The organism is Arenibacter echinorum (assembly GCF_003259375.1).
GTDB lineage: Bacteria > Bacteroidota > Bacteroidia > Flavobacteriales > Flavobacteriaceae > Arenibacter > Arenibacter echinorum.
Genome location: NZ_QLLN01000004.1, coordinates 89299 through 114807 on the forward strand (window position 1 = coordinate 89299; position 25509 = coordinate 114807).

Here is a 25509-nt window from a genome sequence, read left to right on the forward strand (position 1 = left end):
TTTACCCGGTATATACAGATATACACCCAATTTATATTTTTGCAAAAAGGCTATCTTTGCCACTTAATTTACAAGGAATTCAAATGAACACATTTAGCGTAAAAGAGCTACTATCCCCAGATCATTTACACCAAGAAGTTGTTGTAAACGGTTGGGTAAAAACCTACAGGAGCAATAGATTTATTGCTTTAAACGATGGGTCCACTATAAACAATATTCAATGCGTAGTAGATTTTGAGGAATTTGATGAAAATTTATTAAAACAAATTAATACCGGAGCTGCACTTAAAATAAGCGGCACCTTGGTGGAAAGCCAAGGAAAGGGGCAGTCCGTGGAGATACAGGTAAAGGAAATAATGGTTCACGGAGGAGCAGACCCTGAGGCCTACCCTATTCAACCCAAAAAACACTCCTTGGAGTTTTTGAGGGAAAAAGCACATCTACGTGTAAGAACAAATACGTTTGCAGCTATCATGAGGGTTCGTTCGGCCCTTTCGTTTGCCGTACATCAATATTTTCAAAAAAATGGATTCTTTTACGTTCATACTCCTATAATTACCGGTTCGGATGCGGAAGGAGCAGGAGAAATGTTCAGGGTATCCACTTTAGATAACAAAAAGCCGCCTTTAACAGAGGATGGGGAAATAGACTATAAGGAAGATTTTTTTGGTAAAGAGACCAATTTAACGGTATCTGGACAGCTTGAAGCCGAAACTTATGCCATGGGACTTGGGAAGGTCTACACTTTTGGCCCCACTTTTAGAGCTGAAAACTCGAACACTTCAAGACATTTGGCCGAATTTTGGATGATAGAGCCCGAAGTAGCCTTTAATGACCTGGACGCCAATATGGATTTGGCCGAAGACTTCATTAAGGAAGTCATTAATTACGCTTTGGAAAATTGTATGGAAGACCTACAGTTCCTGGAGCAGCGATTATTGGACGAAGAAAAGAGCAAGCCACAGGCCGAGCGCAGTGAAATGCCGTTGATAGAAAAACTTAAGTTTGTTTCAGACAATACTTTTAAGCGAGTAACCTACACCGAAGCCATAGACATTCTTAGAAACAGTAAACCCAACAAAAAGAAGCAGTTTAAATACCTTATTGACGAATGGGGTGCAGACCTACAAAGTGAGCACGAACGCTTCTTGGTGGAAAAACATTTTAAATGCCCAGTAATACTATTTGATTATCCAGCAAAAATAAAGGCATTTTATATGCGTTTAAATGAGGATGGCAAGACAGTCAGGGCCATGGACATACTGTTCCCAGGTATTGGTGAAATAGTAGGAGGATCGCAACGTGAGGAGCGCTTGGACATCCTATTGGAAAAGATCAAAGCCTTGGGGATTGATGAAAAGGAACTTTGGTGGTATTTGGATCTTAGGAAATTTGGAACGGCCGTACATAGTGGTTTTGGACTCGGTTTTGAGAGATTGGTATTGTTTGCAACAGGAATGGGCAATATCAGGGATGTAATACCTTTTCCAAGAACCCCGCAGAATGCTGAATTCTAATCTTTATTATTTAACTTTATAAGATAGATCACCGTTATAAATGCTGAAACAACACCTACAGTTTAAATTATCGCAGAAATTATCTCCTCAACAAATACAGTTGATGAAGTTGATTCAATTGCCTACGCAGGCCTTTGAACAACGGCTAAAACAAGAGCTGGAGGAAAACCCTGCCCTGGAAACTGGAAAGGAAGAAGGTGAAAGCCAAGATGATGATTTTGAGGATTTGTACGATAATGAATCGGATAGTGAAAGCATAAATGCGGAAGATATAAATATTGATGATTATTTAAGTGATGACGAGATTCCTGATTATCGCACACAAGCCAATAATTACAGTTCCGATGATGAGGAAAAAAATGTGCCATATGCGGCCGGGATTTCTTTTAATCAATATCTTATAAATCAGTTGAACACTATTTATTTAACTGATGAGGAATGGTCCATTGCCGAATTTTTAGTGGGAAGCGTAGATGAGAGCGGGTATATAAGAAGACCACTTGCGGATATAATGGACGACCTGGCCTTTACCCAAAACATTTATACAGAGGAAAAGACCATTAAAAAAGTATTGCACATAGTTCAGGATCTAGACCCCGCCGGTGTAGCCGCCAGAACGCTGGAAGAATGCCTTCTTATTCAATTAAAAAGGAAGCAAATGACCCCAAGTGTAGATTTGGCCATTCAGTTGTTGGAAAAATCCTTTGAGCAGTTTACCAAAAAGCACTATCAAAAACTTATTCAAAAACACAATATTACAGAGGAGCAACTAAAGGATGCCATTGCAGAAATTGAACGTTTAAATCCTAAACCTGGAGGTTCCTATTCCGGGAATAACAGAATTGTGGAACACGTGGTCCCCGATTTTTCCATACGTATTGTTGACGGGGAATTGGAGCTTACCCTGAACGGAAGAAATGCACCTGAGCTACATGTTTCACGCGAGTACAACAACATGCTGGAAGGGTACAAAAACTCCAAGGAAAAGTCGAAGTCCCAAAAGGACACCGTGATGTTCATTAAGCAAAAGTTGGATGCGGCCAAATGGTTTATTGACGCCATAAGGCAGCGTCAGCAGACCCTTTATATTACCATGAACGAGATCATGGAATATCAAAAAGAGTACTTCCTGACCGGGGATGAACGCAAATTACGCCCCATGATCCTGAAGGATATAGCCGATGGTATTGGTATGGACGTTTCTACAGTCTCCAGGGTAGCCAACAGTAAATACGTTGATACGCCCTATGGCACAAAACTGATAAAAGACTACTTTTCCGAATCCATGAAAAACGATCAGGGAGAAGATGTATCTACCAAGGAAATAAAAAAGATTTTGGAAACTGTTATTGGAGAGGAAACCAAGAAAAAACCGTTAACGGACGATAAATTGGCCGCTATTCTCAAAGAAAAAGGCTACCCCATTGCCCGACGTACCGTTGCAAAATATAGGGAACAACTGGATATTCCGGTGGCCAGGTTGAGAAAACAGATTTAATGCGACTATTCCTCAAGATCACGTCTTACCTTTTACACCCGCTTTTTGTACCATTTGCAGGCACCATAGCCTATTTCCTGATTACCCCCAAATACAGTCCGTTAGAGGTTCAGAGCGGAAACATTTTGCCCATATTTATACTCACCATAATTATACCCATTATATTTTACCTGATCTTGCGCAATCTGGGTATTGTGAGTTCCGTATTCATGCCCAAACTCCAAGAAAGGAAATATCCTATATATATTAGCCTAGGACTGCTTATAATGGTCTTATTTAAGGTAATCCCCAATAACTTTACCATAGAGTTGCATTACTACTTTTTAGGGCTTATAGCGGGCTTATTTAGCGCCCTTGTCTTATTATTTCTAAACTTCAAGTGCAGTATGCACCTATTGGGCATGGGAAGCCTATTAATGTACTTAATAAACCTGAGTATACACTTTGAAATCAATGTTACTATTGCCATTAGCATAGTTACATTGCTCAGTGGCCTAGCAGCCACCTCCAGACTATATTTGAACGCCCACACCAAAGCAGAAGTCTTAATTGGCTTTGCAATTGGCCTATTCACCCAATTATTTACGATTAAATTTTGGCTATAAAATATAGAAAATAAGTCCCACCTTAAGCGGCTTAATTTCAATGACTTCTCCAGATTGTTCCATCACCCCATCATTGAACAGCGAACTGAGTGCATAATAAATATGAACATTGAAGGTATTGTACCCTACATTTAAGGTTAGACCATATTGAAAGTCCCTTATATCTTTGTTTACAAAGATTATTCTCTCAGAGCTTGAAACATATTTGGACCTGCCGTCGAAAACATAACCAAGTTTAACACCGGTATATATTCTCCAAAACTTATATTCCTCTGAGGTCGAATTGCGCCATCTAAACTGAAAGGGAACCTCCAGGACGTGCGTGGCAATTTTATTTCTCTTGAAGTCGGCATCACTGTCCAAAACCGTATATTCTACATCGGACCCCTGCTGGGAAGCCAACAAATTAGTATAATAGGAATTTATACCATAACCTAAACCAATACCGATACCCATGGTCCTTTCGTAACTCAAGGGAATATCCTTTATAAAACCGGCCTGCAAACCATATGACAGGTTTCTTTGGGAAACATCGGCTGGAAGATTAGTGGCAAAATTATAGGTAAGTCCGAAATAAAATTGATCTTCCAAATATTTCCTATCCAAGTCCCTATTGGATTCCAAAACCTGCCCAGTAACAAAAGTACTGGAGAACATAAGTATAATTAATATGCAGGAAAACCTCATAGCCCAATAAAGGTAATTAATTAAACATAAAAAAAACGCTCCAAATATATGCATTTGAAGCGTTTTGATTCTCTTATCCTTTTACTAACTATTGCAAATTCCTGAAAGCATCACCTTCATAGGTGGTATAATTTACTTTCAAGGCGTTTACTTTTCTAAGTTCTTGTTTTATATCGGAAATAATACCCATATTGGCTTCCTTGTCCACTTTAAGCGCGGTTGTCAATACATTTTGTAATTCCTGTGGCTTTTTGGCCCTTTCCATCAAAATATAATCTCCAACTTCAGATGCATCGGCAAATTTATCGTTCAATTGAATTTTGGATTCGGTACCATAGGTCTTTTCATACTCACGGGTAGGTTTCCCAACATAAATATAGATTACCCTATCCTTCTTTTCCAATTTTTTGATTTCCGTAGCATTGGGCAGCACATTTTCCACCTTCAAGGTACTATCTTTCATAACTGTAACCGTCATAAAGAAGAACAAAAGCATAAAAACGATATCTGGCAAGGATGCAGTATTCACCGCAGGTAAGGCCGCATCTTTTTTCTTATTAAATTTTGACATAGTATCTTGTTTTTAACTTCTCAATTTAGTTTGACGATGTTTCTGCCTCTGAAAGCTTCTGTGGAAACAAATCCTGTATTCTCTTAACCTTCTCCTTCAATTCCTCACGAACATTGTCCGGAGTTTCAGGATTAAGATATTCAGCTTCCATATCCGTAAAATCCTTCTTGAACAAACGCTGGGCTTCCCTATTTCTAAGATCGTTATAGGCTCCAACCAATTCGTTTTGAACGGTAATATAGGTTCCGTACTTCGTCTCCCTATCGTTCTTAAGCGATATAATGGCTTTGGCAGGACTATCGGATGACGATACATCCCTTTTACCTTTGCAGTAACTGCAATAGTCAGCAGATCCCGATGGTGCTCCTCCATTGTCCAAAAAGGCAATGGCCTTGGCCCTTAAATCCTTAATATTTGTTAGCTCATCATCAGCCAATAACTGTCCATCACGGTTAAGATTGACCTGAAATATATTCTTTTGCTTAATGATTACATCTGTATCGGGCGGCTCAATTGGTGGCAACATACGATCTAATCCTGCATCCGTTTCAATAGTGGTAGTCACTAGGAAAAAGATAAGCAATAAGAACGCTATGTCTGCCATAGAACCTGCATTAACCTCTGGTGGTGCTCCTCTTTTTGGCATAATATTTTATTTTATTATTTACTAATCATTTTCTTAACTCCGGACCACAACATGGCACCTACAGCTATAATGGTAAGGATAAAAAATACATTCAATCCCATACCTATGGTTTTCACTGTGCTCTCAGTAGTTGGCACTCCCTTTTTGGCCATTTCTTCCAAATTAACATCGGTTCCATTAGCTAGGGCATAAGAAATAATTACGACCACCAAAAGACCACCTACACCAATTAAGGTTTTCTTAAGGGCACCTTTGGATGTCAACAAGTTCATCAATCCAAAAAGAACCGAGGCCGCTATCGCAATCCCCAACAATAAATAGGTAATAATGAACATGAAGTTCATGGACCCATTATTTATGGCTTCCGTTGCGGGAACGTCTGTACTAGGAAGCTGAAACCAAAGTATGGCACCAATCGCTCCGAGTACAACTAATATTATTTTAACAATTTTATGCATGATACTTTAAGTATTTAGTGTCCGACTTATTTTTTGTGATCTGCCAACATATCAATCAAACTGATTGATGAATCTTCCATGTCATTTACAATACTGTCAATCTTGGCAATGATGTAATTGTAGAAGATTTGAAGGATAATCGCAGTAATAAGACCGAATACTGTGGTCAATAACGCCACCTGAATATCACCTGCAATAAGAGAGGCACTCAAGTTACCAACAGCTGCAATTTTCTGGAAAGCCTGAATCATACCGATTACCGTACCCATGAACCCAAGCATTGGAGCTACTGCGATAAACAAAGACAACCAAGAAACGTTCTTCTCCAATTGACCCATTTGCACACCTCCGTAGGCAACAACTGCCTTCTCTGCAGATTCTATACTGTCTCCAGCTCTTTCCAATCCTTGATAGTAGATAGAAGCAACAGGACCTTTTGTATTTCTACAAACCTCCTTGGCAGCCTCAATGCCACCGGAAGCCAAAGCATCTTCTACTTGTTGCTTAAGTTTAGTAGTGTTGGTAGTTGCAAGGTTTAAATAAATAATCCTTTCAATAGCTACGGCCAAACCAAGAATTAAACACAAAAGAACAATACCCATAAATCCGGCACCACCCTGTATAAATTGCTCCTTAAGCACTTGGGTAAAACCTTTTTCCGCTGCTGGAGCTGCATCTTGCAAAATGGCTGCTGCTGCAACAACTTTTGCACTTACTGTATTTGTACCTGCCACAAATAACCCAGCCGTTGCCAGGATAGAGAATAATCTTTTCATTTCTTTGAAACTTAAATTTAGTTAGTTAATAGGGTTAAAGATAAAAAAAATTCGCAATATAAAAATTAAAACTTAACAGCAGAGAGGAAGGGATTCGAACCCTCGATACCCTTGTGGGGTATACACACTTTCCAGGCGTGCGCCTTCGACCACTCGGCCACCTCTCTAGTTATAGTTATCGGGCAGCCAAATAACAAAAAAAATATTAGTTAAAGAAATTTAGACTGTTATTTTTATTGCATTTCGCCCCTGAGAGATGTTTCATATATGGTTTTGAACAACTTAGGGGAAATATTATTTCCAAGTAAATACATCAACTTGGTAATTGCCGCTTCGGTTGTAATATCCTTACCATTAATAACTTGTAAGCTTTCAAGGTGCTTACTAGTTTCATAGCGTCCCATAAGAACACTTCCCCCGGAACATTGTGTTACATTGATAATAAAAATTTCTCTCTCCATAGCTTTTTTCAGCTCCAAAGTAAACCATTCATCAGTAGGAGCATTTCCAGAGCCATATGTTTCCAGGACCACTGCTTTTAAGTTAGGTGAATTTAAGATGCTATGCAAGACTGTTTGGTTAAATCCGGGAAATAATTTCAAAATGACCACATTTTGATCCATAACCTTATGAACTTTCAGCTTTTTAGTTGCATTTGCCCTAAACAAATACTCTCTGTTTACCTTTAAATGTACCCCAGACTCTATTAAAGCCGGATAATTTAAGGAGGCAAAAGCTTCAAAATGTTCCGCATTGATCTTTGTAGTTCTGTTTGCCCGGTACAATTTATATTCAAAATATAACCCTACCTCTTGGACTACAGGCTTACTGTCTTCCCTCAATGCAGCTATCTGGATGGAGGTGATCAAATTCTCCTTGGCATCCGTCCTTAAATCACCAATAGGCAACTGGGAACCTGTAAATATGACCGGTTTTCCCAAATTCTCCAACATATAGCTCAAAGCTGATGACGTATAGCTCATAGTGTCACTCCCATGAAGCACCACAAACCCATCATGGGAATCATAATGTTCTTCTATTATTTTGGCAATATTTATCCAATGTTCAACATTCATATTGGAGGAATCTATTGGAATATCGAAAGAAACACTGTCTATAGCGCAATCCAATTGACCGAGCTCGGGGATATTTTTGATTAATTTATTAAAATTAAAAGCCTTCAGCGCCCCGGTATCGTAATCCTTGACCATACCTATGGTCCCTCCCGTATAAATGAGAAGGATTTTGGTTTTTTTCACTGTAGAATTTCTATTTTTCAATCTTAATAATTGTTTAGGGTTAAAAATAAGGAGGCGCTTCCAGTACCAATTGAGAACTTTCCATAAGGCAACTTGTCAGGAGACCTATTTATATTCCAAACACTTCTCGGGAGTTAGTGGTAGTAATTGCAGCAACTTCTTCTTTGTCCATGGCATAAATATGTGCCATTTTTTCCAAAACGTTCACCAAATAAGCACTTTCGTTCCTTTTTCCACGGTAAGGAACAGGTGCCAAATAAGGAGAATCCGTTTCCAAAACCACATGTTTCAGGTCTATTTCCCCAAGAAAAGTATCAATTTTACCATTTTTAAAAGTAACTACTCCGCCAATACCCAATTTCATATTATAGGAAATTGCCTTCTGTGCCTGCTCAAAAGTACCCGTAAAGCAATGAAAAATTCCAAAAAGGCCATCGCTTTTTTCTTCTTCCAGGATTTGGAATATTTCATCAAAACCCTCCCTGCAATGGATAACTATAGGATATGCGTACTTTTTTGCCCACTGTATTTGCTGTTTAAAGGCAATCTGCTGCTCCTTTAGAAAAGTTTTATCCCAATACAGGTCGATGCCGGTCTCCCCTACTGCGTAAAATTTCCTGGACGCCAACATTTCCTCAACGTGGGCAAGTTCCTTTCTGTAATCTTCCTTTACATGTGTTGGATGCAGCCCCGTCATAAGAAAGATGTTCTCCGGATATGCTTTTTCCAAATCGAGCATGGCATTCGTATAGGTTGAATCTATTGCAGGAATAAAAAACCGCTTTACCCCCAATTCCATGGCTTTCTCTATGACCAAACTGCGATCTTCATCAAAAGCTTCACTGTATAAATGGGTATGTGTATCTGTTAATATCATAGAACAAAAATAGGATTATCTTTGACAAAAAAAGTACATATGCCCAGCCTTAAAGTTTTTCTACATAAAAAAAAATACATCGCCATTCCTTTAGTGCTTACGGCTACAAACCACTTTGAAGTTACTGCCACTATAAATGGAGTTAAAGGCAGGTTTATATTGGATACAGGAGCATCCAACACCTGCATTGGTCTGGACAAAATAGAATTCTTCAAATTAAATTCCAAAGATTCCAAAATAAAGGCAGCCGGGGCAGGAGCCACGGAAATGTTCACCAAACTATCAACCAAAAACGTTATAGAAATAGGAAAATGGTTTAAACACAAACAGAAAATAGTCCTATTCGACCTAGTCCACGTCAACCAGGCCCTGACCTCCCACCAAGCCATGCCGGTCGATGGGATTATTGGGGCGGATATCTTAAAAAAAGGAAGGGCCATTATCGACTACCAAAAAACCCGACTTTACTTAAAACAATAAACCCAAAAAAATAAGACCTGCCAGATTTCGAAATCCCGACAGGTCTATGTTATTCCAGGCGGGGATTCCCCCACCAACAAAATACTATATTAAAGCTCCAGCGCCCTTTTGACGTTGTTGTCCATCAACAACTCTTCAGGGCTCTCCAAAGCTTCCTTAACTGCTACTAGGAAGCCTACAGACTCTTTACCGTCAATAATTCGGTGATCGTAGGACAAAGCAACATACATTATAGGTGCTATGGCTATGGCCCCATCACGGGCAATGGGCCTTTCCACTATATTGTGCATCCCCAAGATTGCACTTTGGGGAGGATTGATAATTGGAGTGGACAACATGGAACCAAATACCCCACCATTGGTAATGGTAAAGGTGCCCCCTGTCATCTCATCGACAGTAATCTCTCCTTCACGAGCTCTTATTGCCAATCTTTTTACTTCGGATTCCACACCTCTGAAGGTTAAATTTTCTGCGTTGCGGATAACAGGCACCATAAGACCTTTTGGGCCGGAAACCGCTATACTGATATCACAGAAATCATAAGAAATCATTTCCTTGCCGTCTATCATGGAGTTCACGGAAGGATACATTTGCAACGCCCTTATTACAGCCTTTGTAAAAAAGGACATAAATCCTAAACCAACATTATGTTTGTTCTTAAAGTCTTCCTTGTATTGGTTTCTCAATGCAAAGATGGCCGACATATCCACTTCGTTAAAAGTGGTCAACATTGCCGTCTCGTTCTTGGCAGCTACCAATCGCTCGGCAACCTTACGGCGCAGCATGGACAATTTGGTTCTACTATCACCTCTGGACCCTCCTGTAGGAGTACCCATAGATGGAACTGCGTTAACGGCATCTTCCTTGGTAATGCGCCCATCCTTTCCAGTGCCTTTTATAGTTGAGGCATCCATATCCTTCTCGGCAAGTATTTTCTTTGCAGCTGGTGAAGCTGATCCAGACGCATAGGAAGTTTTTTCTTGTTTTACCTCGGTTTTCTGTTCTGCTACTTCCTTAACTTCAGGCTTTTTCTCCGCTGCTTTTTCTTCACTCTTGGCGGCCCCTGCAGGTTTGGAAGCGCTAGTGTCTATTAAACATACCACCGCACCTACTGCAACAGCATCTCCTACCTCAGCCTTTAAGGTTATAATGCCACTTTCCTCGGCTGGCAATTCCAATGTAGCCTTATCCGAATCTACTTCCGCTATTGCTTGATCTTTCTCCACGTAATCACCATCGCTCACCAGCCATTCTGCTATCTCTACTTCTGTAATGGATTCCCCTGGAGAAGGGACTTTCATTTCTAAAATCATGTTTTATAATTTTAATTTGTGTTTTGTCTTAACTCGTTTTTAATTTTAACTTTTATTAAATTTCCCTTTTTGGACATTTAGGACTTTTCACCTATCAATACCCAAAGTAAATAAAACTATTTATCAGTAGATTCAGGGTTTCTCCCCATATTGTTTTTGTTTATATCAAAAACATAATCTATTACCTGCTGATGGCGGCGTTTGGAGCGTACTGCACTACCAGCAGCCGGGGAAGCGTAAAATCTTCTGGAGGCCACCCTTAATTTGTGCGCCTCGCTAAAGTGCATGGTTAAATGCCCCCAAGCACCCATATTTCTTGGTTCTTCCTGGGCCCAAACTTTGTCTTCGGCATTTTTGTATTTATCCATTATCACCTTCATATGCTCTGTAGGCACCGGAAACAATTGTTCTATCCTCACCAAGGCTACATCCTCCCTATTATTTTCTTCCCTAAAGGCCAATAGGTCGTAATAGAATTTACCGGTACAGAAAACCAAACTCTTAATTTTGGATACTTCAGCGGTTGCATCATCAATTACCGTTTGGAATTCTCCGTTTGCAAATTCCTCAACTGTTGATACTGCCCTGGGATGCCTCAATAAACTTTTTGGCGTAAACACTATTAACGGTTTCCTGAAATTCACCTTCATTTGTCTTCTTAACAAATGGAACATATTTGCCGGGGTAGAGACATCGGCGATATACATATTATCCCTTGCGCATAATTGTAAGTAGCGCTCCATACGGGCTGATGAATGTTCCGCACCCTGACCTTCGTATCCGTGCGGCAACAACATTACCAAACCATTCTGCAATTTCCATTTATCCTCTGCTGCAGATATGTACTGATCTATCATAATTTGGGCACCATTACTAAAATCCCCAAATTGAGCTTCCCAAATCGTTAAGGTATTAGGGCTCGCCATAGCGTATCCATAGTCAAACCCAACTACACCATATTCCGATAAAAGAGAATTATATATTTGAAAATCTCCCTGTTTATCTGAAATATGGTTTAAAAGCATTACTTCCTCCTCACTTTCTTCCACTTTCATGACAGCATGACGGTGTGAAAAAGTACCCCTTTCAACATCTTGCCCGGACATACGCACTCCGTAACCTTCCTCCAAAAGAGTACCGTAGGCCAAAAGCTCTCCCATGGCCCAATCCAAGGCATCATTTTCAAAAAACATGGCCTTACGGTCGTTCACCAATTTCTCAACTTTACGCAAGAACTTTTTATTCTTGGGCAACTCGGTCAACACCTTGGCTATGTCCGTAAGTTTCTTTTTATCGTATTTTGTATCTACCGCATCCATCATCTCCCACTCGCGTACATGGGTATACCCGCTCCATTCATCTGCCATGAATGGGGTAATTACAGTCTTATCCTCTTTTCTGGAGTCTTCCAATTCCTCCTCAAGGGAAGCTTTGTACTGTTCTTCAAGTTCTTGCACAAAACCATCGCCAATAATACCTTCCTTAATCAATGCCTCTGCATAAATATCCCTTCCGTTTTTATGCTTGGCAATCGCCTTGTAGAGTTTTGGCTGGGTAAAACGCGGCTCATCGCCTTCATTATGACCATATTTCCTATATCCCAAAAGATCTAAGAATACATCCCTTTGAAAACGCATGCGAAATTCCAGGGCAAAAAGTGAGGCATGCACAACTGCCTCGGGATCATCCGAATTAACATGTAGCACCGGACTCAAGGTTACCTTGGCCACATCCGTACAATAAGTAGAACTACGGGCATCCAAATAATTGGTAGTAAACCCAATTTGATTATTAACAACAATATGGATAGTACCATTGGTTTTATAACCGTCCAAATTTGCCATTTGAACCATCTCATAAACCAATCCCTGACCCGCAATAGCAGCATCACCATGCACTACAATGGGCAATACTTTGGAAAAATCGTCTTTATAACGAGCATCCTGCTTTGCTCTGGCAATACCTTCAACAACGGCACCAACAGTCTCCAGGTGGGAAGGGTTTGGCGCGATGTTCATAATTATTTTCTTTCCATTTTTAGCTTTCCGCTCAGAGGTCCATCCCAAATGGTATTTTACATCACCGTCAAAAATTTCCTGCTCGTAATCCTTACCATCGAACTCGCTAAAAATATCCTTTGCCTTCTTTCCAAATATATTGGTAAGAACGTTTAAGCGGCCCCTATGGGCCATACCCATAACAAATTGTTCAACGCCCATTTCTGCAGCCTTTTCCACAACCGCATCCAATGCAGGTATCAAAGATTCATTTCCTTCCAAGGAAAACCTCTTTTGGCCCACATATTTGGTATGCAAGAAGCTTTCAAAGGAAACTGCTTCATTTAATTTCTTAAGAATATGCTTTTTCCTGTCGGCATCATATTTGGGATGATTGTCATTGACATTCAACCAATTCTGGATCCATTCCACCCTCTCAGGGTTTCTGATATACATATATTCCACACCAATGGCATCACAATAGATGCTTGTAAGGTGCACAATGATTTCACGCAAGGTGCTGGGACCAATTCCCAAAATTTCCCCTGCAGTAAATGTGGTATCCAAATCGCTTGGAGCAAGTCCAAAATTCCCAATCTCCAAAGTAGGGAAATACTGTCTTCTTTCCCTAACCGGGTTTGTTTTGGTAAATAAATGTCCTCTAGTCCTATAACCATCAATAAGCCGAACTACCTGAAACTCTTTCTGAAGCTTCTCGGGAACCTCTACCTCATGACCTCCAGCTACGGACAATGGTGCTGTCTGCGATTCATCGACCATCCCGTCCATGGAATTTTCCATACCAAAATCAAATCCTTGAAAAAAGGCCCTCCAACTAGGCTCTACACTATCCGGATTTATTAAATACTTATCGTATAATTCTGCGAAATAAGAAGTATGCGCAGCGTTTAAAAAGGAATATTTATCCATGAAAAAAGTCTCTCTGTCTTTTGAACAAAATTTATTCAAAAATACAACATTTAGCATATCTAAGCTTATCTTAGCTCTGAATAATGGAAAATTATTACAATAATTATGATAAATCGCTATTCCTTAAAAAAAAGCTTGATTTTATGTGTTTTTTTCACGGCATTTTGGGGCTTAGGTTATTCGCAACAGACGATTAGGAATTCCGATTTTTGGAACCAGGTATATTTTGGAGGCAATTTAGGCCTCGGTTTTGGCAACAATTCCTTTAATGCATCCATCTCTCCCAGTGCTATTTACCAAGCTACCGAGCAATTCGGTGTAGGTGTGGGAGTTAATTTTAATTATGCGAAATTTAGGGATGCAAAATTAGTGGCTTATGGAGGAAGTTTACTATCTCTGTTCAATCCAATTCGTGCGCTACAACTTTCTGCCGAGCTGGAACAGCTAAGGGTATATCGCGTACTTGAACTTGACGGTAGCAACCTGGAGGAAAATTATTGGTCACCGGCCTTGTTTCTGGGAATAGGTTACGGCAATAGAAATGTAACCGTGGGCATACGCTACAATGTTCTGCACGACCAACAAAAAAGTATTTATGCCGATGCCTTTATGCCCTTCGTCCGCGTATATTTTTAGGCTAAGACCCGTACTCCTTTCTGAACCACACTTTTTGCCATTCCCTTTTCAGTATCTCAAAGGTCACTTGTTCCGAAATTTCAACCACATCGGTGGCTTCAATGGCTTTGACCACTTTCTCGGGGACATCAATAATATAAAGCAAGTTTAAATAATCGGTGAATTTCTCCATGATCAAATAATATACTTTCTCATGTACCAGGGTTTTTAGATCCTTGGGAGATATCTGGTCCGGTAATTCTATAAATACATTGGCGAACACAAAATCCTTCTGCAATTGCGATACTAGATCCTGATAGAGACTTTGGTCCTTAGCATGTTTTAGAAGTGCCGAAATGTTGGGGAATTTTACAACCATATGCTATTTACGAAATTTTACTTGAAATGGTTTTTAAGGAAGCGCAATAAAGCCATCTTTTTCGATAATTCCCCAGTCTTGGGACTATTTTCGTTGAAAATATTTAGAAAAAACGGATTTCGCCCTAAGGTTTTCTATTTTTAACCAAGAAATTTCACGTTGCCTTAAGATCAAGGATTAGTTATGACAATATCTGTTTCCCCTTCAATAAGTGTAACATGGCAGCAATCTGCACCTACCGTGTAATTCGAATCAACCAATAGCTTATCATCGACATATCCCCGGAAATTTATTTCAAGTTTCTTATTTCTATATTTTGCAACATATTTATCGCTGAATAAAGGATAAGTGCCATTTTTCGTCATCCATCCATACTCACTACTTGAAGCATCAAGCGTGATATTTTCTCCATTAGTCAGATCATCAACCTTAAAACTGTCCAAGGCCACGGCAACACCATCCTTATCTTTGACACTTATCGTAATGGTCCTGTATTCCTCTGTACAGATTGCATCCATACAATTTGGTGTATCATCCGTACCGTTATCACTGCAATTTAGCGCTAGCAAAACCGTTAATAAACCAACAAATAATTTCATAAACCCTTTTTATTTTAGGATGCACAAGATTTGGATGGGTTGCTTTCTTCAAGGCTAATTTATTTGAACTACTAGGTAATACCCACAAATAGAGAGGGATGACTATTTAGACAACCCTCCTACATTGTTAAAATAGAAAAATAGATTCTAGGGGTTTATTTCCTGATTTTTTCCTCCCAAAGCCAGGCCGACTTCATAGCTTCATCCAGAGTAGATTCAGCCTTCCAACCCAAAACTTTGTTTGCCTTTGTGGTATCCGCATAGGCCGATGTAATATCGCCAGGTCTTCTGTCCACAATTTTATAGTTCAATTTTTTTCCGGAAACCTTTTCGAAGCTTTTTATGACCTCCAAAACAGTGCTACCCGTTCCCGTACCTACATTGAAGACTTCATAATTATCCTGGTTCTTGCCATTCATCAACCTTTCCAAAGCCACTACATGGGCCTTGGCCAGATCTACCACATGAATGTAATCCCTAATGCAGGTACCATCCTCGGTAGGATAATCGCCGCCGAACACGGAAAGCTGCTCCCTGATGCCCATGCCTGTTTGGGTAATAAACGGTACCAAATTTTGAGGAACACCAATTGGCAATTCGCCAATTTCCCCACTAGGATGTGCTCCCATTGGATTGAAGTATCTAAGGGCAATAGCATTTATACCCGGTGTTACCTTACAGGTATCACGAATTATTTCCTCGCCCATTTGTTTGGTATTGCCATAGGGTGATTCCGCCGTTTTTACTGGCGCACTTTCGGTAATGGGCATTTTATCGGCCTGTCCGTAAACGGTACATGAGGAACTAAAGATGAAACTGGATTTGTTTTTTTGAGAAAGTTCCTTAAGCAAGTAAACCAAAGTACCAATATTGTTCTCGTAGTACAACAAGGGTTTTTCCACGCTTTCACCAACAGCCTTGGATGCCGCGAAATGAATTACGCCGGCAACATCCTGATGCCTTTTAAAAAAATCCTCCACTTTTGATCTTTCTTTCAGATCTATTTTTTCGAAAATTGGTCGCTTCCCCGTAATGGCCACAATACCGTCCAAGACCTTTTCGGTCGAATTGGACAGATCGTCAATAATAATTACTTCATAGCCTTTATTCTGTAATTCTACCGTGGTATGGGAACCTATAAATCCCAAGCCGCCCGTTACGAGTATTTTCATCTATTGATTTTTATTTTAAATTTTGGTTTTCATTATTGATAAATTGAACTTGACCAAACTTAAGCGTTTAACTATTACCTCCAATAAACTGGTTAATGGTTTGGGTGATAAAATTAATTTGCTCGTCGTCCAGCTCGGTGTGCATTGGCAAAGAAATTACTTCCTTGACCAATTGATTGGTTACAGGAAAATCCTTCTCATCATAACGTTCATCCAAATAGGCCTTTTGCCTATGTAAAGGAATGGGATAATACACACCGCATGGAATTTGTTTTTCTGCCAAATGCTTTACCAACGCATCGCGTTGTCCGTTCAAAATCCTTAAGGTATATTGGTGGAACACATGACAATCGCAGGTTTCGCAAATCTCGGCACAGGAATTGGCCATTTGAGGTACAATAATATTTTTGTTTCCCCCAAAAGCCTTGGAATATTTTCTTGCCGCTGCCCTCCTACTGGCATTATAACCATCCAATCGGGACAATTTGGAACGTAAAACCGCTGCCTGAATAGAGTCCAACCTAGAGTTGACACCCACTACATCATGATGGTAGCGTTCGTACATTCCATGGTTCACAATTCCCCTCAGGGTATGCGCCAGGTCATCATCATTGGTAAAAATAGCGCCGCCATCCCCATAACAACCTAAGTTCTTGGAAGGGAAAAATGAGGTTGCAGCTACATGCCCCATAGTACCTGCTTTCTGTTTTTTACCATTTTTAAACGTATAATCAGCCCCAATGGCCTGGGCATTATCCTCTATGACAAAAAGCTTATGTTTTTCTGCAATTTCAAGAACTGCATCCATATTGGCACATTGGCCAAAAAGATGAACAGGTACTATAGCCTTGGTTTTAGGAGTAATTGCTTTTTCAAGGGCCACGGGATCTATATTAAAACTATCTGGCTCCACATCTACCAAGACCGGGGTTAGTTGCAACAGTGCAATCACCTCTACAGTAGCAGCAAAGGTAAAATCGGCCGTTATTACCTCGTCACCTGGTTTTAGACCCAAGCCCATCATCGCTATTTGAAGGGCATCGGTCCCATTGGCACATGGGATAACGTGCTTCACCTCCAAATAGTCCTCCAATTCCTTTTGAAAGGCATGTACTTCGGGGCCATTAATAAATGCGGATGTTTCCAAAACATTGGAAATGGAGGCATTTACTTCCTTTTTTATGACTTCATATTGACCCTTTAGGTCTACCATTTGAATTTTCCTCATCGAATAAAACTTAGATTCCAAACTTGGTTTGGCGCGAACAATATTACAAAAATAAGGATTGGCAGCCAATGGAATTTATATAAAGAAACGTATTTTAGCCCCAAACGAAGATTCTGTGTTTGCCATATATAATTTTGCCGTACAATTATCTGCTCTTTTCCTGAAATTGATTGCTTTGTTCCACCCAAAAATTAAACTTTTCGTAGATGGGCGGAAAGAAGTAGTGTCCTATTTACAGAAAAATATTTCAGAGGGAGATTCAACAATATGGATACACACGGCCTCTTTGGGCGAATTTGAACAAGGCCTTCCTATAATAGAACAGTTAAAAGAAAATTATCCCCAATCTCGAATATTGGTAACCTTTTTTTCCCCTTCGGGCTATGAGGTCAAAAAAAATACAGCTGCGGCCGATGTGGTTACCTACCTACCAATGGACACCAAAAAAAACGCTATAAAATTCTTGGATCTTGTCAATCCCAAGTTGGTCATTTTTGTCAAGTACGAAATTTGGCCAAATTACCTGAGAACCTTATCCCAAAGGAACATCCCCACCCTATTGATCTCCGCACTCTTCAAAGAGAATCAAGTTTACTTTAAAAATTACGGTGGTTTCATGCGAAAAGCCCTCCACAACTTCACCCATATTTTTGTTCAGGATACCAAATCCATTGAATTATTAAGTAAAATCAACATCAAGAATACCGCTATTAGTGGGGACACCAGATTTGATAGGGTTATTGAAATTCTTGAAAGGGATAACAACCTGGCCTTCATGGAAGATTTTAAAAATGGCGCACAAACCTTGGTGGCCGGTAGCACTTGGCCCGATGATGAGGAAGTATTGGTACCTTATATAAATACTGGCGAATCCTCCATGAAATTTGTTCTTGCCCCGCACAACATTAAACCGGAGCACATCAACAAACTTAAGTCCTCCATCAATAAGAAAACAATACTTTATTCGGAATTGGAGAATAAGGATTTATCCTCCTACGAAGTTCTTATCATAGACACCATTGGCATTTTGACCAAAGTTTATAGTTACGCGGAAATTTCCTATGTAGGCGGGGGTTTTGCCACCGGATTGCACAACACTTTGGAACCTGCAGTATACGGTATTCCCGTAATTATTGGCCCAAACTTTAAAGGATTTAAGGAAGCTGAAGATTTGGTCAATAAGGGCGGAGTATTGGTTGTTAGATCACCAAAAGAATTCTTTACCCTGATCAACCACCTACTAAAAGACGAGGCCTACCTTAAAAAGACCGGGGATATCAACAGCACTTATGTCTCTGAAAATAAAGGGGCAAGCATCCAAATCATGACATATATACGTACATTAATTTGAACACCTATGTTACGACTATGCAAAATTCCCGAATTCTATACCTGGTTTCCCTGACCACTTTTGTCCTATTCTGTCTCTCGTGCAGGGAACCTCTTGGCGAACAACAAGGCACTACACCACCAGAAAATGCCGTTCCTTCGCCTAAAAAGAAGGATATCAAGAAGACAGAACCAGAAAAAGTTGCGCCCCAAAGGGACAAAAACACCCCTACCAAATCCAAAAATGGACAAAAGCCCAAAGCAAGGGACACCCTTGCGCCCAAAATTGCACTGTCTTAAATACTCCATACATTTGGTTTGTTTTTTTTGTTAGCTTTACAAAAATCCACAAACCAAATTATGAATTCCAAAATACTTCGCATTTCCCTTATTGCCGCTTTGGCCGGTTTTTTATTTGGCTTCGACACCGTAGTTATTTCAGGTGCCGAGAAAAAATTACAACTTTTATGGAATTCCTCCGAAGCTTTTCACGGAACAGTTGTGATTGGCATGGCTTTGTTCGGAACTGTAATTGGAGCTATATTGGGAGGCATCCCCACCAACAAAATTGGCAGAAAGAACACCCTTATTTGGATTGGGATACTATATTCGGTCTCGGCAATAGGATCTGCCTTTGCAAATGATCCCGTTACCTTCGGAATATTCAGATTTATTGGCGGTTTGGGAGTTGGTGCCTCCACGGTTGCGGCCCCTTCCTATATCTCCGAAATTGCCCCGGCAAAAGACCGCGGAAGATTGGTTGGCCTTTACCAGTTTATGCTTGTATTTGGTATCATGGTGGCATTCATGTCCAATTACGCCCTCAGCAACATGGGTGAAAACGATTGGCGATGGATGGTTGGCGTTGAAGCTTTCCCCGCAATAATATATACCTTATTTGTCCTTACGGTACCAAAAAGTCCAAGATGGCTTTTGACCAAAAACAGGACCGAAGAAGCAAAAAAAATACTAAATTCCATAAATCCGGACCTGTCCGTGGAAGAATTGGAAGCCGAGATCGCCTATGGAGAAGAAGTTGGGGCCGCGTCCGAGAATATTTTTATGAAAAAATATCGCTTTCCGTTGACCCTGGCCTTTTTAATTGCCTTTTTCAATCAATTTTCAGGGATAAATGCCTTTTTATACTATGCTCCCCGAATATTTGAAGCAGCCGGACTAGGTGAAAGTACAGCACTGCTCAGCAGTATAGGGATCGGTATCACTAACCTCATCTTTACCTTTTTGGGCATATTTCTTATAGACAGACTTGGGCGTAAACAACTAATGTATTTTGGCTCCATTGGCTATATCATTTCCTTATCGCTCGTAGCCGCGGCATTTATTTTGAACTGGGAAGGCATGGCCGTCCCGATTTTTCTTTTCTTGTTTATTGCATCCCACGCTATAGGCCAAGGGGCTGTAATCTGGGTTTTTATCTCCGAAATATTTCCAAATCATTTGAGAGGTTCGGGTCAGGCTTTTGGCAGTTCAGTACATTGGGTATTGGCATGGCTTATCCCATCGTCTATCCCTGCACTTTTTGCTTGGGTAGGTCCTGGGCCCGTATTTGGATTCTTTGCCTTTATGATGGTTTTGCAATTGATCTTTGTAATTTTCATGATGCCGGAGACCAAAGGAATTACACTGGAAGAACTTAGCAAAAAACTGAGTAAGTAAGAAAATACCACTTGTTGATTTCCAGCACTTTATCGAAAATTTCAACTGTACAACGGATTAGTATACTAATTCATGGTCGTTTAACGGATTTGACTTCAAAACACATGATAATTTGAGGATAATTCATTAAATTGTTTTAAAATCTAAATATCATGGAAGATGTTACTTTTGGCACAAGGGTGCTCAATGGATTCCTTAGCCTTATGGTTGTAGTATTGGTAGCCATTTTGTTGGCTGTGGTAGTCTGTTTGATTTTAGCAGCTTTTGGTTTCTTTAAATAGCACACAAAATTTGCTTCCACTTCTTAGCCCATTAAAGTTTTACCCCCTAATTGGGCATGCCCAGTTTTTTTATTTCCCTATGGTTTGATATTATAATATTCATTAAAAATTGAATCAATTTTCATCTAGCTTACCATTGGTTCCCCGAACAAGTCTAAGATAGGTTTCCCCTGTCCATCGGGTGTGGTGTAAAAGGGCCTCCCTTCTATAGTATAATTGGTTTCTGGATCCATGCCCAAGGCGTGATATATGGATTGATGCACCTGATCTATCACTACCGGGTTTTCGATGGAAGAACAAGGACGTTCATCCGCTGTTTTACCATAGACCAAACCTTTTTTAATTCCACCGCCCCACATAAGAATAGAGCTGCCATCCGTAAAATGTCTATGCATACCGTAAAACTTTTCATCCTCGATAATATCCGGTTGATCCACTTGGTCCTGAACAGGTACTCCGGGGCGTCCTTCCATAATGGCGTCCCTACTAAATTCACTGGCCAGAATAATCAGTGTTCTATCCAAATGCCCTGACTCGTCCAGATCTTTAATAAGCTGGGCAATAGGCCTATCTATAAGCTCTTTCATTTTCGCCGCGCGGGTATGACCATTTTCATGGGTATCCCAGCCAAGAAATGGTTCATACTCCGTTGAAACACTTATAAACCTACCTCCGTTCATGGCCAGTCTTTTTGCCAACAGGCACCCCAGACCAAATCTGCCTGTATTGTAGGTATCATATACCTCTTTAGGTTCTTGGCTCAAATCGAACACCTTGGCTTCGGGAGAATTTAACAACCGATAGGATTGCTCCATGGAGCGCATCAAAGATTCCCTTTGATAATCACTGCCCCCCTCCATAATCTTGCTCTTATTGGCCAACTCCTTATAAAGCTTATAACGGGCTTCAAATCGCTTCAGTGACATCCCTTGTGGCGGCCTTACACTATCCAAACCTGTGGAAGGGTCGGGTATTAGAAACGGGCCATATTCACTCCCTAAAAATCCAGCGGAATGAAACGCCTTTAGCTCCTCGGCTTCCCCAACCGTAAAACGTTGGCCCATGGCAATAAATGGGGGAATAACAGGATTTACAGGGCCCAACTCTTTGGCAATCCAAGCACCTATGTGTGGAGCTTGGACCGATTGTGGGGGCTCATAGCATGTATGCCAATGGTACTGATGCCGCGTATGCAGGATATGACCAAGATCGGCCGATTTATAGGAACGGATTATGGCTCCTTTATCCATTACCCCTCCTATAGCTTCCAATCCCTCAGAAAAATGGAGGCCATCCACTATAGTAGGCACCTTTGGAAAGGTACTTAAAACTCTTTTGCTCTCCACTCCCTTGGAATAAGGCACATATGCCTTGGGGTCAAATGTTTCCGTATGGGCCATTCCCCCAGCCATCCAAAGTAATATAACCGTATCCGCTTTGGAGGTTATTGAAGGAGCCGAATTACAGGAACTTAAAAAACTGGCAATGGGAATACTGGTTGTGGCTGCCGACAGACTGGCTGCGGCCATCTTTTTTACAAAATCCCTACGTGCATTGATATGTAAATCCTTATCCATTATTGCTTAGTATATAAATTGAAATTCGGGCGAAATGAACATAGACCAAAAAAGGTCCTGCAATGCCTCTTCTTTCGCATCGGTTTGCAAGGCACTTAACATTATTCCCTTTTCCTTATCGGTTGGATTTCTACCCAAGGTCTTTTGATATAGATTATGTACTATTTCCTCATTGCGATCACCATACTTCTTAAGCCATTCGGCTGCGCCTTCCTTGAGTACGCCATTAAAATATTCGCCATTGGTCAGCTCCAGCGCCTGCAACAAAGTAGCTTGTTCGTCTCTTGTGGTGGCCACATTTTCCCTAGTGGGCCTACCCATAACCTTCATAAACGGATGTTGTTTTACAAGACTGGCCCTAGCAAATTCCCTTTCCGAACTTTCAAAGGTAAAATTCACCAATTTGTCCCAGTTACTGGAACCGTAATTGCGTGCCCCTTGCCAGCCGTCATCATCAAATTTGGCGCTTACCCATCCTGCCTCAGGTAGTTTGTCGCTGCTTTTCCATTTATCATTGGAAGTGATCAACTTTTCCGAGCCATCCTCATATTGAACTTTCATGGTGAACAGGATTCCTGCGGGATTGGCGATGGTGCCCTCATTGTTACCCTCTATAGCCAATATATTTTCCCCTTGAACCAGCATGTCGTTTACCTCCAAACGATCTACTTTTCTCCAATCCGTACCTTCCGATATTTTTTTACCATTGAGATAAAGAACATAAGAATGATCCACTGAAATCAATGCTTTTGCCGTCAGTATTTTATTATCATTTAAATTGAAGCTATTCCTAAAATATCGTTTCCCTGGTTCGGGCAATACATCACGATCAAACTTAATTTCCCTGTGCCAGATCCTATTGGAAGGCAGCCCTTCATTATTGGGGTCATACGCTGCGGCGTAATACATGGGGGCGACTACCTGGCTAACGGCATCGGAAAACTGTTCTGCACTTAATCGTCTTAGTATAGGCCCCTTAAACACATACCCCTTTTGCAAATCCTCCTGATTTTCCAATCTAGTCGATTCAAGCTGATAGGACTTTGAGGTCATGATCGTTTTCATTAAGTGCTTTATGTCATAGCCAGACTCTACAAAATCGGCGGCCAACCAATCCAAAAGAACGGCATTCCATGGATCATTGTCCATTTCATCTACCGGTTCTACGATCCCTCTTCCCATAAAACGCTTCCAAAACCTGTTGGTAATGGTTCGGTACAGTCTTCCGTTCTCCGGTTTTACCATTACCTCTGAAAGTAAGAGCAATCTTTCCTTTACACTCTCCGCTTCTACCGAGCCTAGTTCTGGATATAAAAAATTTACTTCGGCCATTTTCCCAATGGGCATATCACACCGGTTAAGTTCCATTATGGAATCCGCAAAAATCGAGGCGAATCCGTAGGATTGTTCCAAAGTAAGATTGCTAACAAAACTGTTATGGCAGGAGGCACATTTTACGTTCACCCCCATCAAAGACTGACCTATATTTTGGGCAGCCTGCATTTCTGTACGTTGACTGGCATTGACCAGGCCCCGCCACTTAATCCCTTTAATAAATCCTTCCGATTCCTCGTTCGGATTTATCAATTCTTTTACCATAACATCATAAGGCTTATTTTCCATAAGCGACTTGTACAACCAATCTGTAATCTGCTTGCGTCCTCCAGTTATAAATCCTGGACCGCTGTAATCGTTCCTGAGTATATCGTTCCAAAAACTCAACCAGTTTTGAGTATAATTATGCTTATCGCCCAACAACTCATCTATGAGCTTAACTCTCTTCTCCTTATCCCCATTGTTTACAAATTGATCTATTTTAAGCGGTTCTGGAAGCAGACCTAGAATATCCAGATAGGCTCGTCTTATAAAGGTCCTATCATCTACCACCTCTGGCCATTTCAACTTTTTTTCCTTAAAATAGGAATCCATTATTTTATCTATGGGATGACTTTCCAAACTGCCCTTTGGTAATTCTGGTTGTGATAGGGCCAATTCGGCCTCAGGAAAAATCTTTAATGCCCCATCAGACCATTTTGCTCCATTTTTGATCCACAATTCAATCAACCTTATTTCACTATCCTTCAATACTTTCCCCTTCTTTGGCATTACATCATCATGATCGGGAGGAAGGCTTACCCTAAGGAACATTTCGCTCTCCTCCGGCTTGCCCTCAACAATAATAGGGCCCGACTTTCCTCCTTGGTATACCCCGCGTTTATTGTCCAGTACCAAATCGCCTTTTTGCTTGTTTTCACTATGGCATTGATAGCAGTTATGTGCCAAAATTGCCCTGACCCCCAAGTTTAAGTCTTCCTGCTGCGCTTCGGACAAAGAATCCAAACCCTTTAATTCTGCAAAAAGCACCTTTGTCCTTTCGGTATCATAAGACTCTTGATTATGGGACAAGACGCTGGTTAAATAATCTTCCCCATGGGTTAGATTTGCTCCCAAATGACCAGCGACAACCAAAACCAATACAGTTGCAAATAGTCCAAATCGATAATATATATAAGTGGTAAGTTTTCCTTTCAAGGTAGTGTGCAACAAATAACCGGTAACAATGGCCAAAACAGCTGTGGCAATACCCGCATTCTGGTGAAACAGGACCAAATCGCCTTCATAATCGTCGTGGGTACGAAGCAACCAACCCAAGAGCGCGGCCAGCACGGCGAATGCAGCCCCCAAAAAAACCATCCAATTAATTCCCTCCCTGAGGCCTTGTCTTTTTCCACCTAGGGTCAAAAACTCCAAAAATAAAGCAACCACCAACAAGCCTATGGGAAAATGCACCACCAAAGGGTGAAAGCGCCCCATCAACTGAAATATCCAGTCCCAAGAATTAATGTCCATAGCAGTAATTTAATATTTTTTTGTATGCTAATGTTACTTTAAATGTAAGGTTTAATTTACTCAACCTAATTTTATGCCTATTACATTTATTTTCCTCTAAGTTAACTATTCGATTTAAAAATGCAAGACCAAGTGCCGCTGATATTCCCAAAAAAAAAAACAACCCTCTTGGGTTGCATTTAATAATT

24 protein-coding genes and 1 tRNA gene are annotated in these 25509 nt (G+C 40.6%); 9 read left to right on the forward strand and 16 right to left on the reverse strand.

Annotation, left to right across the window (positions count from 1 at the left end; genetic code table 11):
• Positions 1–83: 83 nt before the first annotated feature.
• The 3 genes from asnS to LV92_RS10910 are packed head-to-tail and all read left to right on the forward strand — an operon-like array spanning position 84 to position 3620.
• A complete protein-coding gene (gene asnS / locus LV92_RS10900; RefSeq protein ID WP_111623697.1) occupies positions 84–1517 on the forward strand; it encodes an asparagine--tRNA ligase in 1434 nt (477 codons plus the stop codon).
• Between the two features lie 40 nt (positions 1518–1557).
• Positions 1558–3015 (forward strand): RNA polymerase factor sigma-54, encoded by a 1458-nt coding sequence (gene rpoN / locus LV92_RS10905; protein WP_111623698.1) that lies wholly within the window; start codon positions 1558–1560, stop codon positions 3013–3015.
• On the forward strand, positions 3015–3620 hold the full coding sequence (locus tag LV92_RS10910) for a hypothetical protein (RefSeq protein WP_111623699.1): 606 nt from the start codon (positions 3015–3017) through the stop codon (positions 3618–3620). Before rpoN ends, LV92_RS10910 begins: the two co-directional genes overlap by 1 nt.
• Here LV92_RS10910 and LV92_RS10915 read toward each other — a convergent pair.
• From LV92_RS10915 to LV92_RS10950, 8 genes are all read right to left on the reverse strand, one after another.
• Complete coding sequence (locus tag LV92_RS10915; protein WP_245946351.1) at positions 3615–4277, reverse strand: porin family protein; 663 nt, start codon at positions 4275–4277, stop codon at positions 3615–3617. The genes LV92_RS10910 and LV92_RS10915 overlap by 6 nt on opposite strands.
• Before the next feature lie 118 nt (positions 4278–4395).
• Positions 4396–4878 carry an ExbD/TolR family protein gene (locus LV92_RS10920; RefSeq protein ID WP_110356941.1) on the reverse strand — a complete coding sequence of 161 codons (483 nt, stop codon included), beginning with the start codon at positions 4876–4878 and terminating at the stop codon, positions 4396–4398.
• Positions 4879–4903: 25 nt separating this feature from the next.
• On the reverse strand, positions 4904–5524 hold the full coding sequence (locus tag LV92_RS10925; protein WP_111623701.1) for an ExbD/TolR family protein: 621 nt from the start codon (positions 5522–5524) through the stop codon (positions 4904–4906).
• 14 nt (positions 5525–5538) lie between these two features.
• Positions 5539–5982 (reverse strand): hypothetical protein, encoded by a 444-nt coding sequence (locus LV92_RS10930; protein WP_111623702.1) that lies wholly within the window; start codon positions 5980–5982, stop codon positions 5539–5541.
• Between the two features lie 26 nt (positions 5983–6008).
• Positions 6009–6758 carry a MotA/TolQ/ExbB proton channel family protein gene (locus LV92_RS10935; protein ID WP_111623703.1) on the reverse strand — a complete coding sequence of 250 codons (750 nt, stop codon included), beginning with the start codon at positions 6756–6758 and terminating at the stop codon, positions 6009–6011.
• Between the two features lie 79 nt (positions 6759–6837).
• A tRNA-Ser gene (locus tag LV92_RS10940) sits at positions 6838–6925 on the reverse strand.
• A gap of 66 nt (positions 6926–6991) precedes the next feature.
• A complete protein-coding gene (locus LV92_RS10945) occupies positions 6992–8017 on the reverse strand; it encodes an asparaginase (RefSeq protein ID WP_262511298.1) in 1026 nt (341 codons plus the stop codon).
• 109 nt (positions 8018–8126) lie between these two features.
• Positions 8127–8894: a TatD family hydrolase gene (locus LV92_RS10950; protein WP_111623704.1), complete on the reverse strand. Its 768-nt coding sequence runs from the start codon at positions 8892–8894 to the stop codon at positions 8127–8129.
• 39 nt (positions 8895–8933) lie between these two features.
• Here LV92_RS10950 and LV92_RS10955 point away from each other — a divergent pair, with 39 nt between their 5' ends.
• Positions 8934–9374 (forward strand): retropepsin-like aspartic protease family protein, encoded by a 441-nt coding sequence (locus LV92_RS10955; RefSeq protein ID WP_111623705.1) that lies wholly within the window; start codon positions 8934–8936, stop codon positions 9372–9374.
• 89 nt (positions 9375–9463) lie between these two features.
• Here LV92_RS10955 and odhB read toward each other — a convergent pair whose 3' ends face one another.
• Positions 9464–10687 carry a 2-oxoglutarate dehydrogenase complex dihydrolipoyllysine-residue succinyltransferase gene (gene odhB / locus LV92_RS10960; RefSeq protein ID WP_111623706.1) on the reverse strand — a complete coding sequence of 408 codons (1224 nt, stop codon included), beginning with the start codon at positions 10685–10687 and terminating at the stop codon, positions 9464–9466.
• Between the two features lie 116 nt (positions 10688–10803).
• Complete coding sequence (locus LV92_RS10965; protein WP_111624108.1) at positions 10804–13614, reverse strand: 2-oxoglutarate dehydrogenase E1 component; 2811 nt, start codon at positions 13612–13614, stop codon at positions 10804–10806.
• Positions 13615–13719: 105 nt separating this feature from the next.
• Between LV92_RS10965 and LV92_RS10970 the strand changes: the two genes are divergently transcribed.
• The gene (locus LV92_RS10970; RefSeq protein ID WP_245946353.1) at positions 13720–14250 is read left to right on the forward strand and encodes an alpha-ketoglutarate decarboxylase; all 531 of its coding nucleotides are present in this window, start codon (positions 13720–13722) and stop codon (positions 14248–14250) included.
• A gap of 1 nt (position 14251) precedes the next feature.
• Here the strand turns inward: LV92_RS10970 and LV92_RS10975 are convergent, their stop codons facing one another.
• The 4 genes from LV92_RS10975 to LV92_RS10990 form a co-directional block, all read right to left on the reverse strand.
• Positions 14252–14608 (reverse strand): hypothetical protein, encoded by a 357-nt coding sequence (locus LV92_RS10975; RefSeq protein WP_111623708.1) that lies wholly within the window; start codon positions 14606–14608, stop codon positions 14252–14254.
• A 170-nt stretch (positions 14609–14778) separates the two neighbouring features.
• Positions 14779–15207 carry a hypothetical protein gene (locus LV92_RS10980; protein WP_111623709.1) on the reverse strand — a complete coding sequence of 143 codons (429 nt, stop codon included), beginning with the start codon at positions 15205–15207 and terminating at the stop codon, positions 14779–14781.
• 155 nt (positions 15208–15362) lie between these two features.
• Positions 15363–16379, reverse strand: coding sequence for a UDP-glucose 4-epimerase GalE (gene galE / locus LV92_RS10985; RefSeq protein WP_111623710.1), 1017 nt, complete (start codon positions 16377–16379; stop codon positions 15363–15365).
• A 67-nt stretch (positions 16380–16446) separates the two neighbouring features.
• Positions 16447–17607: a DegT/DnrJ/EryC1/StrS family aminotransferase gene (locus LV92_RS10990; RefSeq protein WP_111623711.1), complete on the reverse strand. Its 1161-nt coding sequence runs from the start codon at positions 17605–17607 to the stop codon at positions 16447–16449.
• Between the two features lie 58 nt (positions 17608–17665).
• On the opposite strand from LV92_RS10990, the gene LV92_RS10995 reads away from it, so the two are divergent.
• From LV92_RS10995 to LV92_RS22070, 4 genes are all read left to right on the forward strand, one after another.
• The gene (locus LV92_RS10995; protein ID WP_394336263.1) at positions 17666–18958 is read left to right on the forward strand and encodes a 3-deoxy-D-manno-octulosonic acid transferase; all 1293 of its coding nucleotides are present in this window, start codon (positions 17666–17668) and stop codon (positions 18956–18958) included.
• A 17-nt stretch (positions 18959–18975) separates the two neighbouring features.
• Positions 18976–19236 (forward strand): hypothetical protein, encoded by a 261-nt coding sequence (locus tag LV92_RS11000; protein ID WP_111623712.1) that lies wholly within the window; start codon positions 18976–18978, stop codon positions 19234–19236.
• Between the two features lie 60 nt (positions 19237–19296).
• A complete protein-coding gene (locus tag LV92_RS11005) occupies positions 19297–20613 on the forward strand; it encodes a sugar porter family MFS transporter (RefSeq protein WP_111623713.1) in 1317 nt (438 codons plus the stop codon).
• Positions 20614–20765: 152 nt separating this feature from the next.
• Positions 20766–20894 (forward strand): hypothetical protein, encoded by a 129-nt coding sequence (locus LV92_RS22070; RefSeq protein ID WP_262511300.1) that lies wholly within the window; start codon positions 20766–20768, stop codon positions 20892–20894.
• A 125-nt stretch (positions 20895–21019) separates the two neighbouring features.
• Here LV92_RS22070 and LV92_RS11010 read toward each other — a convergent pair whose 3' ends face one another.
• Positions 21020–22471 carry a DUF1501 domain-containing protein gene (locus tag LV92_RS11010; RefSeq protein WP_111623714.1) on the reverse strand — a complete coding sequence of 484 codons (1452 nt, stop codon included), beginning with the start codon at positions 22469–22471 and terminating at the stop codon, positions 21020–21022.
• A 6-nt stretch (positions 22472–22477) separates the two neighbouring features.
• Entirely contained in the window at positions 22478–25321 is a 2844-nt protein-coding gene (locus LV92_RS11015; protein ID WP_111623715.1) for a DUF1549 domain-containing protein, read from the reverse strand.
• Between the last annotated feature and the right edge of the window lie 188 nt (positions 25322–25509).

Coding starts and splice junctions, on each gene's coding strand:
- asnS (WP_111623697.1), top strand. CDS start 84: ATGAACACATTTAGCGTAAAAGAGCTACTATCCCCAGATCATTTACAC.
- rpoN (WP_111623698.1), top strand. CDS start 1,558: ATGCTGAAACAACACCTACAGTTTAAATTATCGCAGAAATTATCTCCT.
- LV92_RS10910 (WP_111623699.1), top strand. CDS start 3,015: ATGCGACTATTCCTCAAGATCACGTCTTACCTTTTACACCCGCTTTTT.
- LV92_RS10915 (WP_245946351.1), bottom strand. CDS start 4,277: ATGTTCTCCAGTACTTTTGTTACTGGGCAGGTTTTGGAATCCAATAGG.
- LV92_RS10920 (WP_110356941.1), bottom strand. CDS start 4,878: ATGTCAAAATTTAATAAGAAAAAAGATGCGGCCTTACCTGCGGTGAAT.
- LV92_RS10925 (WP_111623701.1), bottom strand. CDS start 5,524: ATGCCAAAAAGAGGAGCACCACCAGAGGTTAATGCAGGTTCTATGGCA.
- LV92_RS10930 (WP_111623702.1), bottom strand. CDS start 5,982: ATGCATAAAATTGTTAAAATAATATTAGTTGTACTCGGAGCGATTGGT.
- LV92_RS10935 (WP_111623703.1), bottom strand. CDS start 6,758: ATGAAAAGATTATTCTCTATCCTGGCAACGGCTGGGTTATTTGTGGCA.
- LV92_RS10950 (WP_111623704.1), bottom strand. CDS start 8,894: ATGATATTAACAGATACACATACCCATTTATACAGTGAAGCTTTTGAT.
- LV92_RS10955 (WP_111623705.1), top strand. CDS start 8,934: ATGCCCAGCCTTAAAGTTTTTCTACATAAAAAAAAATACATCGCCATT.
- odhB (WP_111623706.1), bottom strand. CDS start 10,687: ATGATTTTAGAAATGAAAGTCCCTTCTCCAGGGGAATCCATTACAGAA.
- LV92_RS10965 (WP_111624108.1), bottom strand. CDS start 13,614: ATGGATAAATATTCCTTTTTAAACGCTGCGCATACTTCTTATTTCGCA.
- LV92_RS10970 (WP_245946353.1), top strand. CDS start 13,720: ATGATAAATCGCTATTCCTTAAAAAAAAGCTTGATTTTATGTGTTTTT.
- LV92_RS10975 (WP_111623708.1), bottom strand. CDS start 14,608: ATGGTTGTAAAATTCCCCAACATTTCGGCACTTCTAAAACATGCTAAG.
- LV92_RS10980 (WP_111623709.1), bottom strand. CDS start 15,207: ATGAAATTATTTGTTGGTTTATTAACGGTTTTGCTAGCGCTAAATTGC.
- galE (WP_111623710.1), bottom strand. CDS start 16,379: ATGAAAATACTCGTAACGGGCGGCTTGGGATTTATAGGTTCCCATACC.
- LV92_RS10990 (WP_111623711.1), bottom strand. CDS start 17,607: ATGAGGAAAATTCAAATGGTAGACCTAAAGGGTCAATATGAAGTCATA.
- LV92_RS11000 (WP_111623712.1), top strand. CDS start 18,976: ATGCAAAATTCCCGAATTCTATACCTGGTTTCCCTGACCACTTTTGTC.
- LV92_RS11005 (WP_111623713.1), top strand. CDS start 19,297: ATGAATTCCAAAATACTTCGCATTTCCCTTATTGCCGCTTTGGCCGGT.
- LV92_RS22070 (WP_262511300.1), top strand. CDS start 20,766: ATGGAAGATGTTACTTTTGGCACAAGGGTGCTCAATGGATTCCTTAGC.
- LV92_RS11010 (WP_111623714.1), bottom strand. CDS start 22,471: ATGGATAAGGATTTACATATCAATGCACGTAGGGATTTTGTAAAAAAG.
- LV92_RS11015 (WP_111623715.1), bottom strand. CDS start 25,321: ATGGACATTAATTCTTGGGACTGGATATTTCAGTTGATGGGGCGCTTT.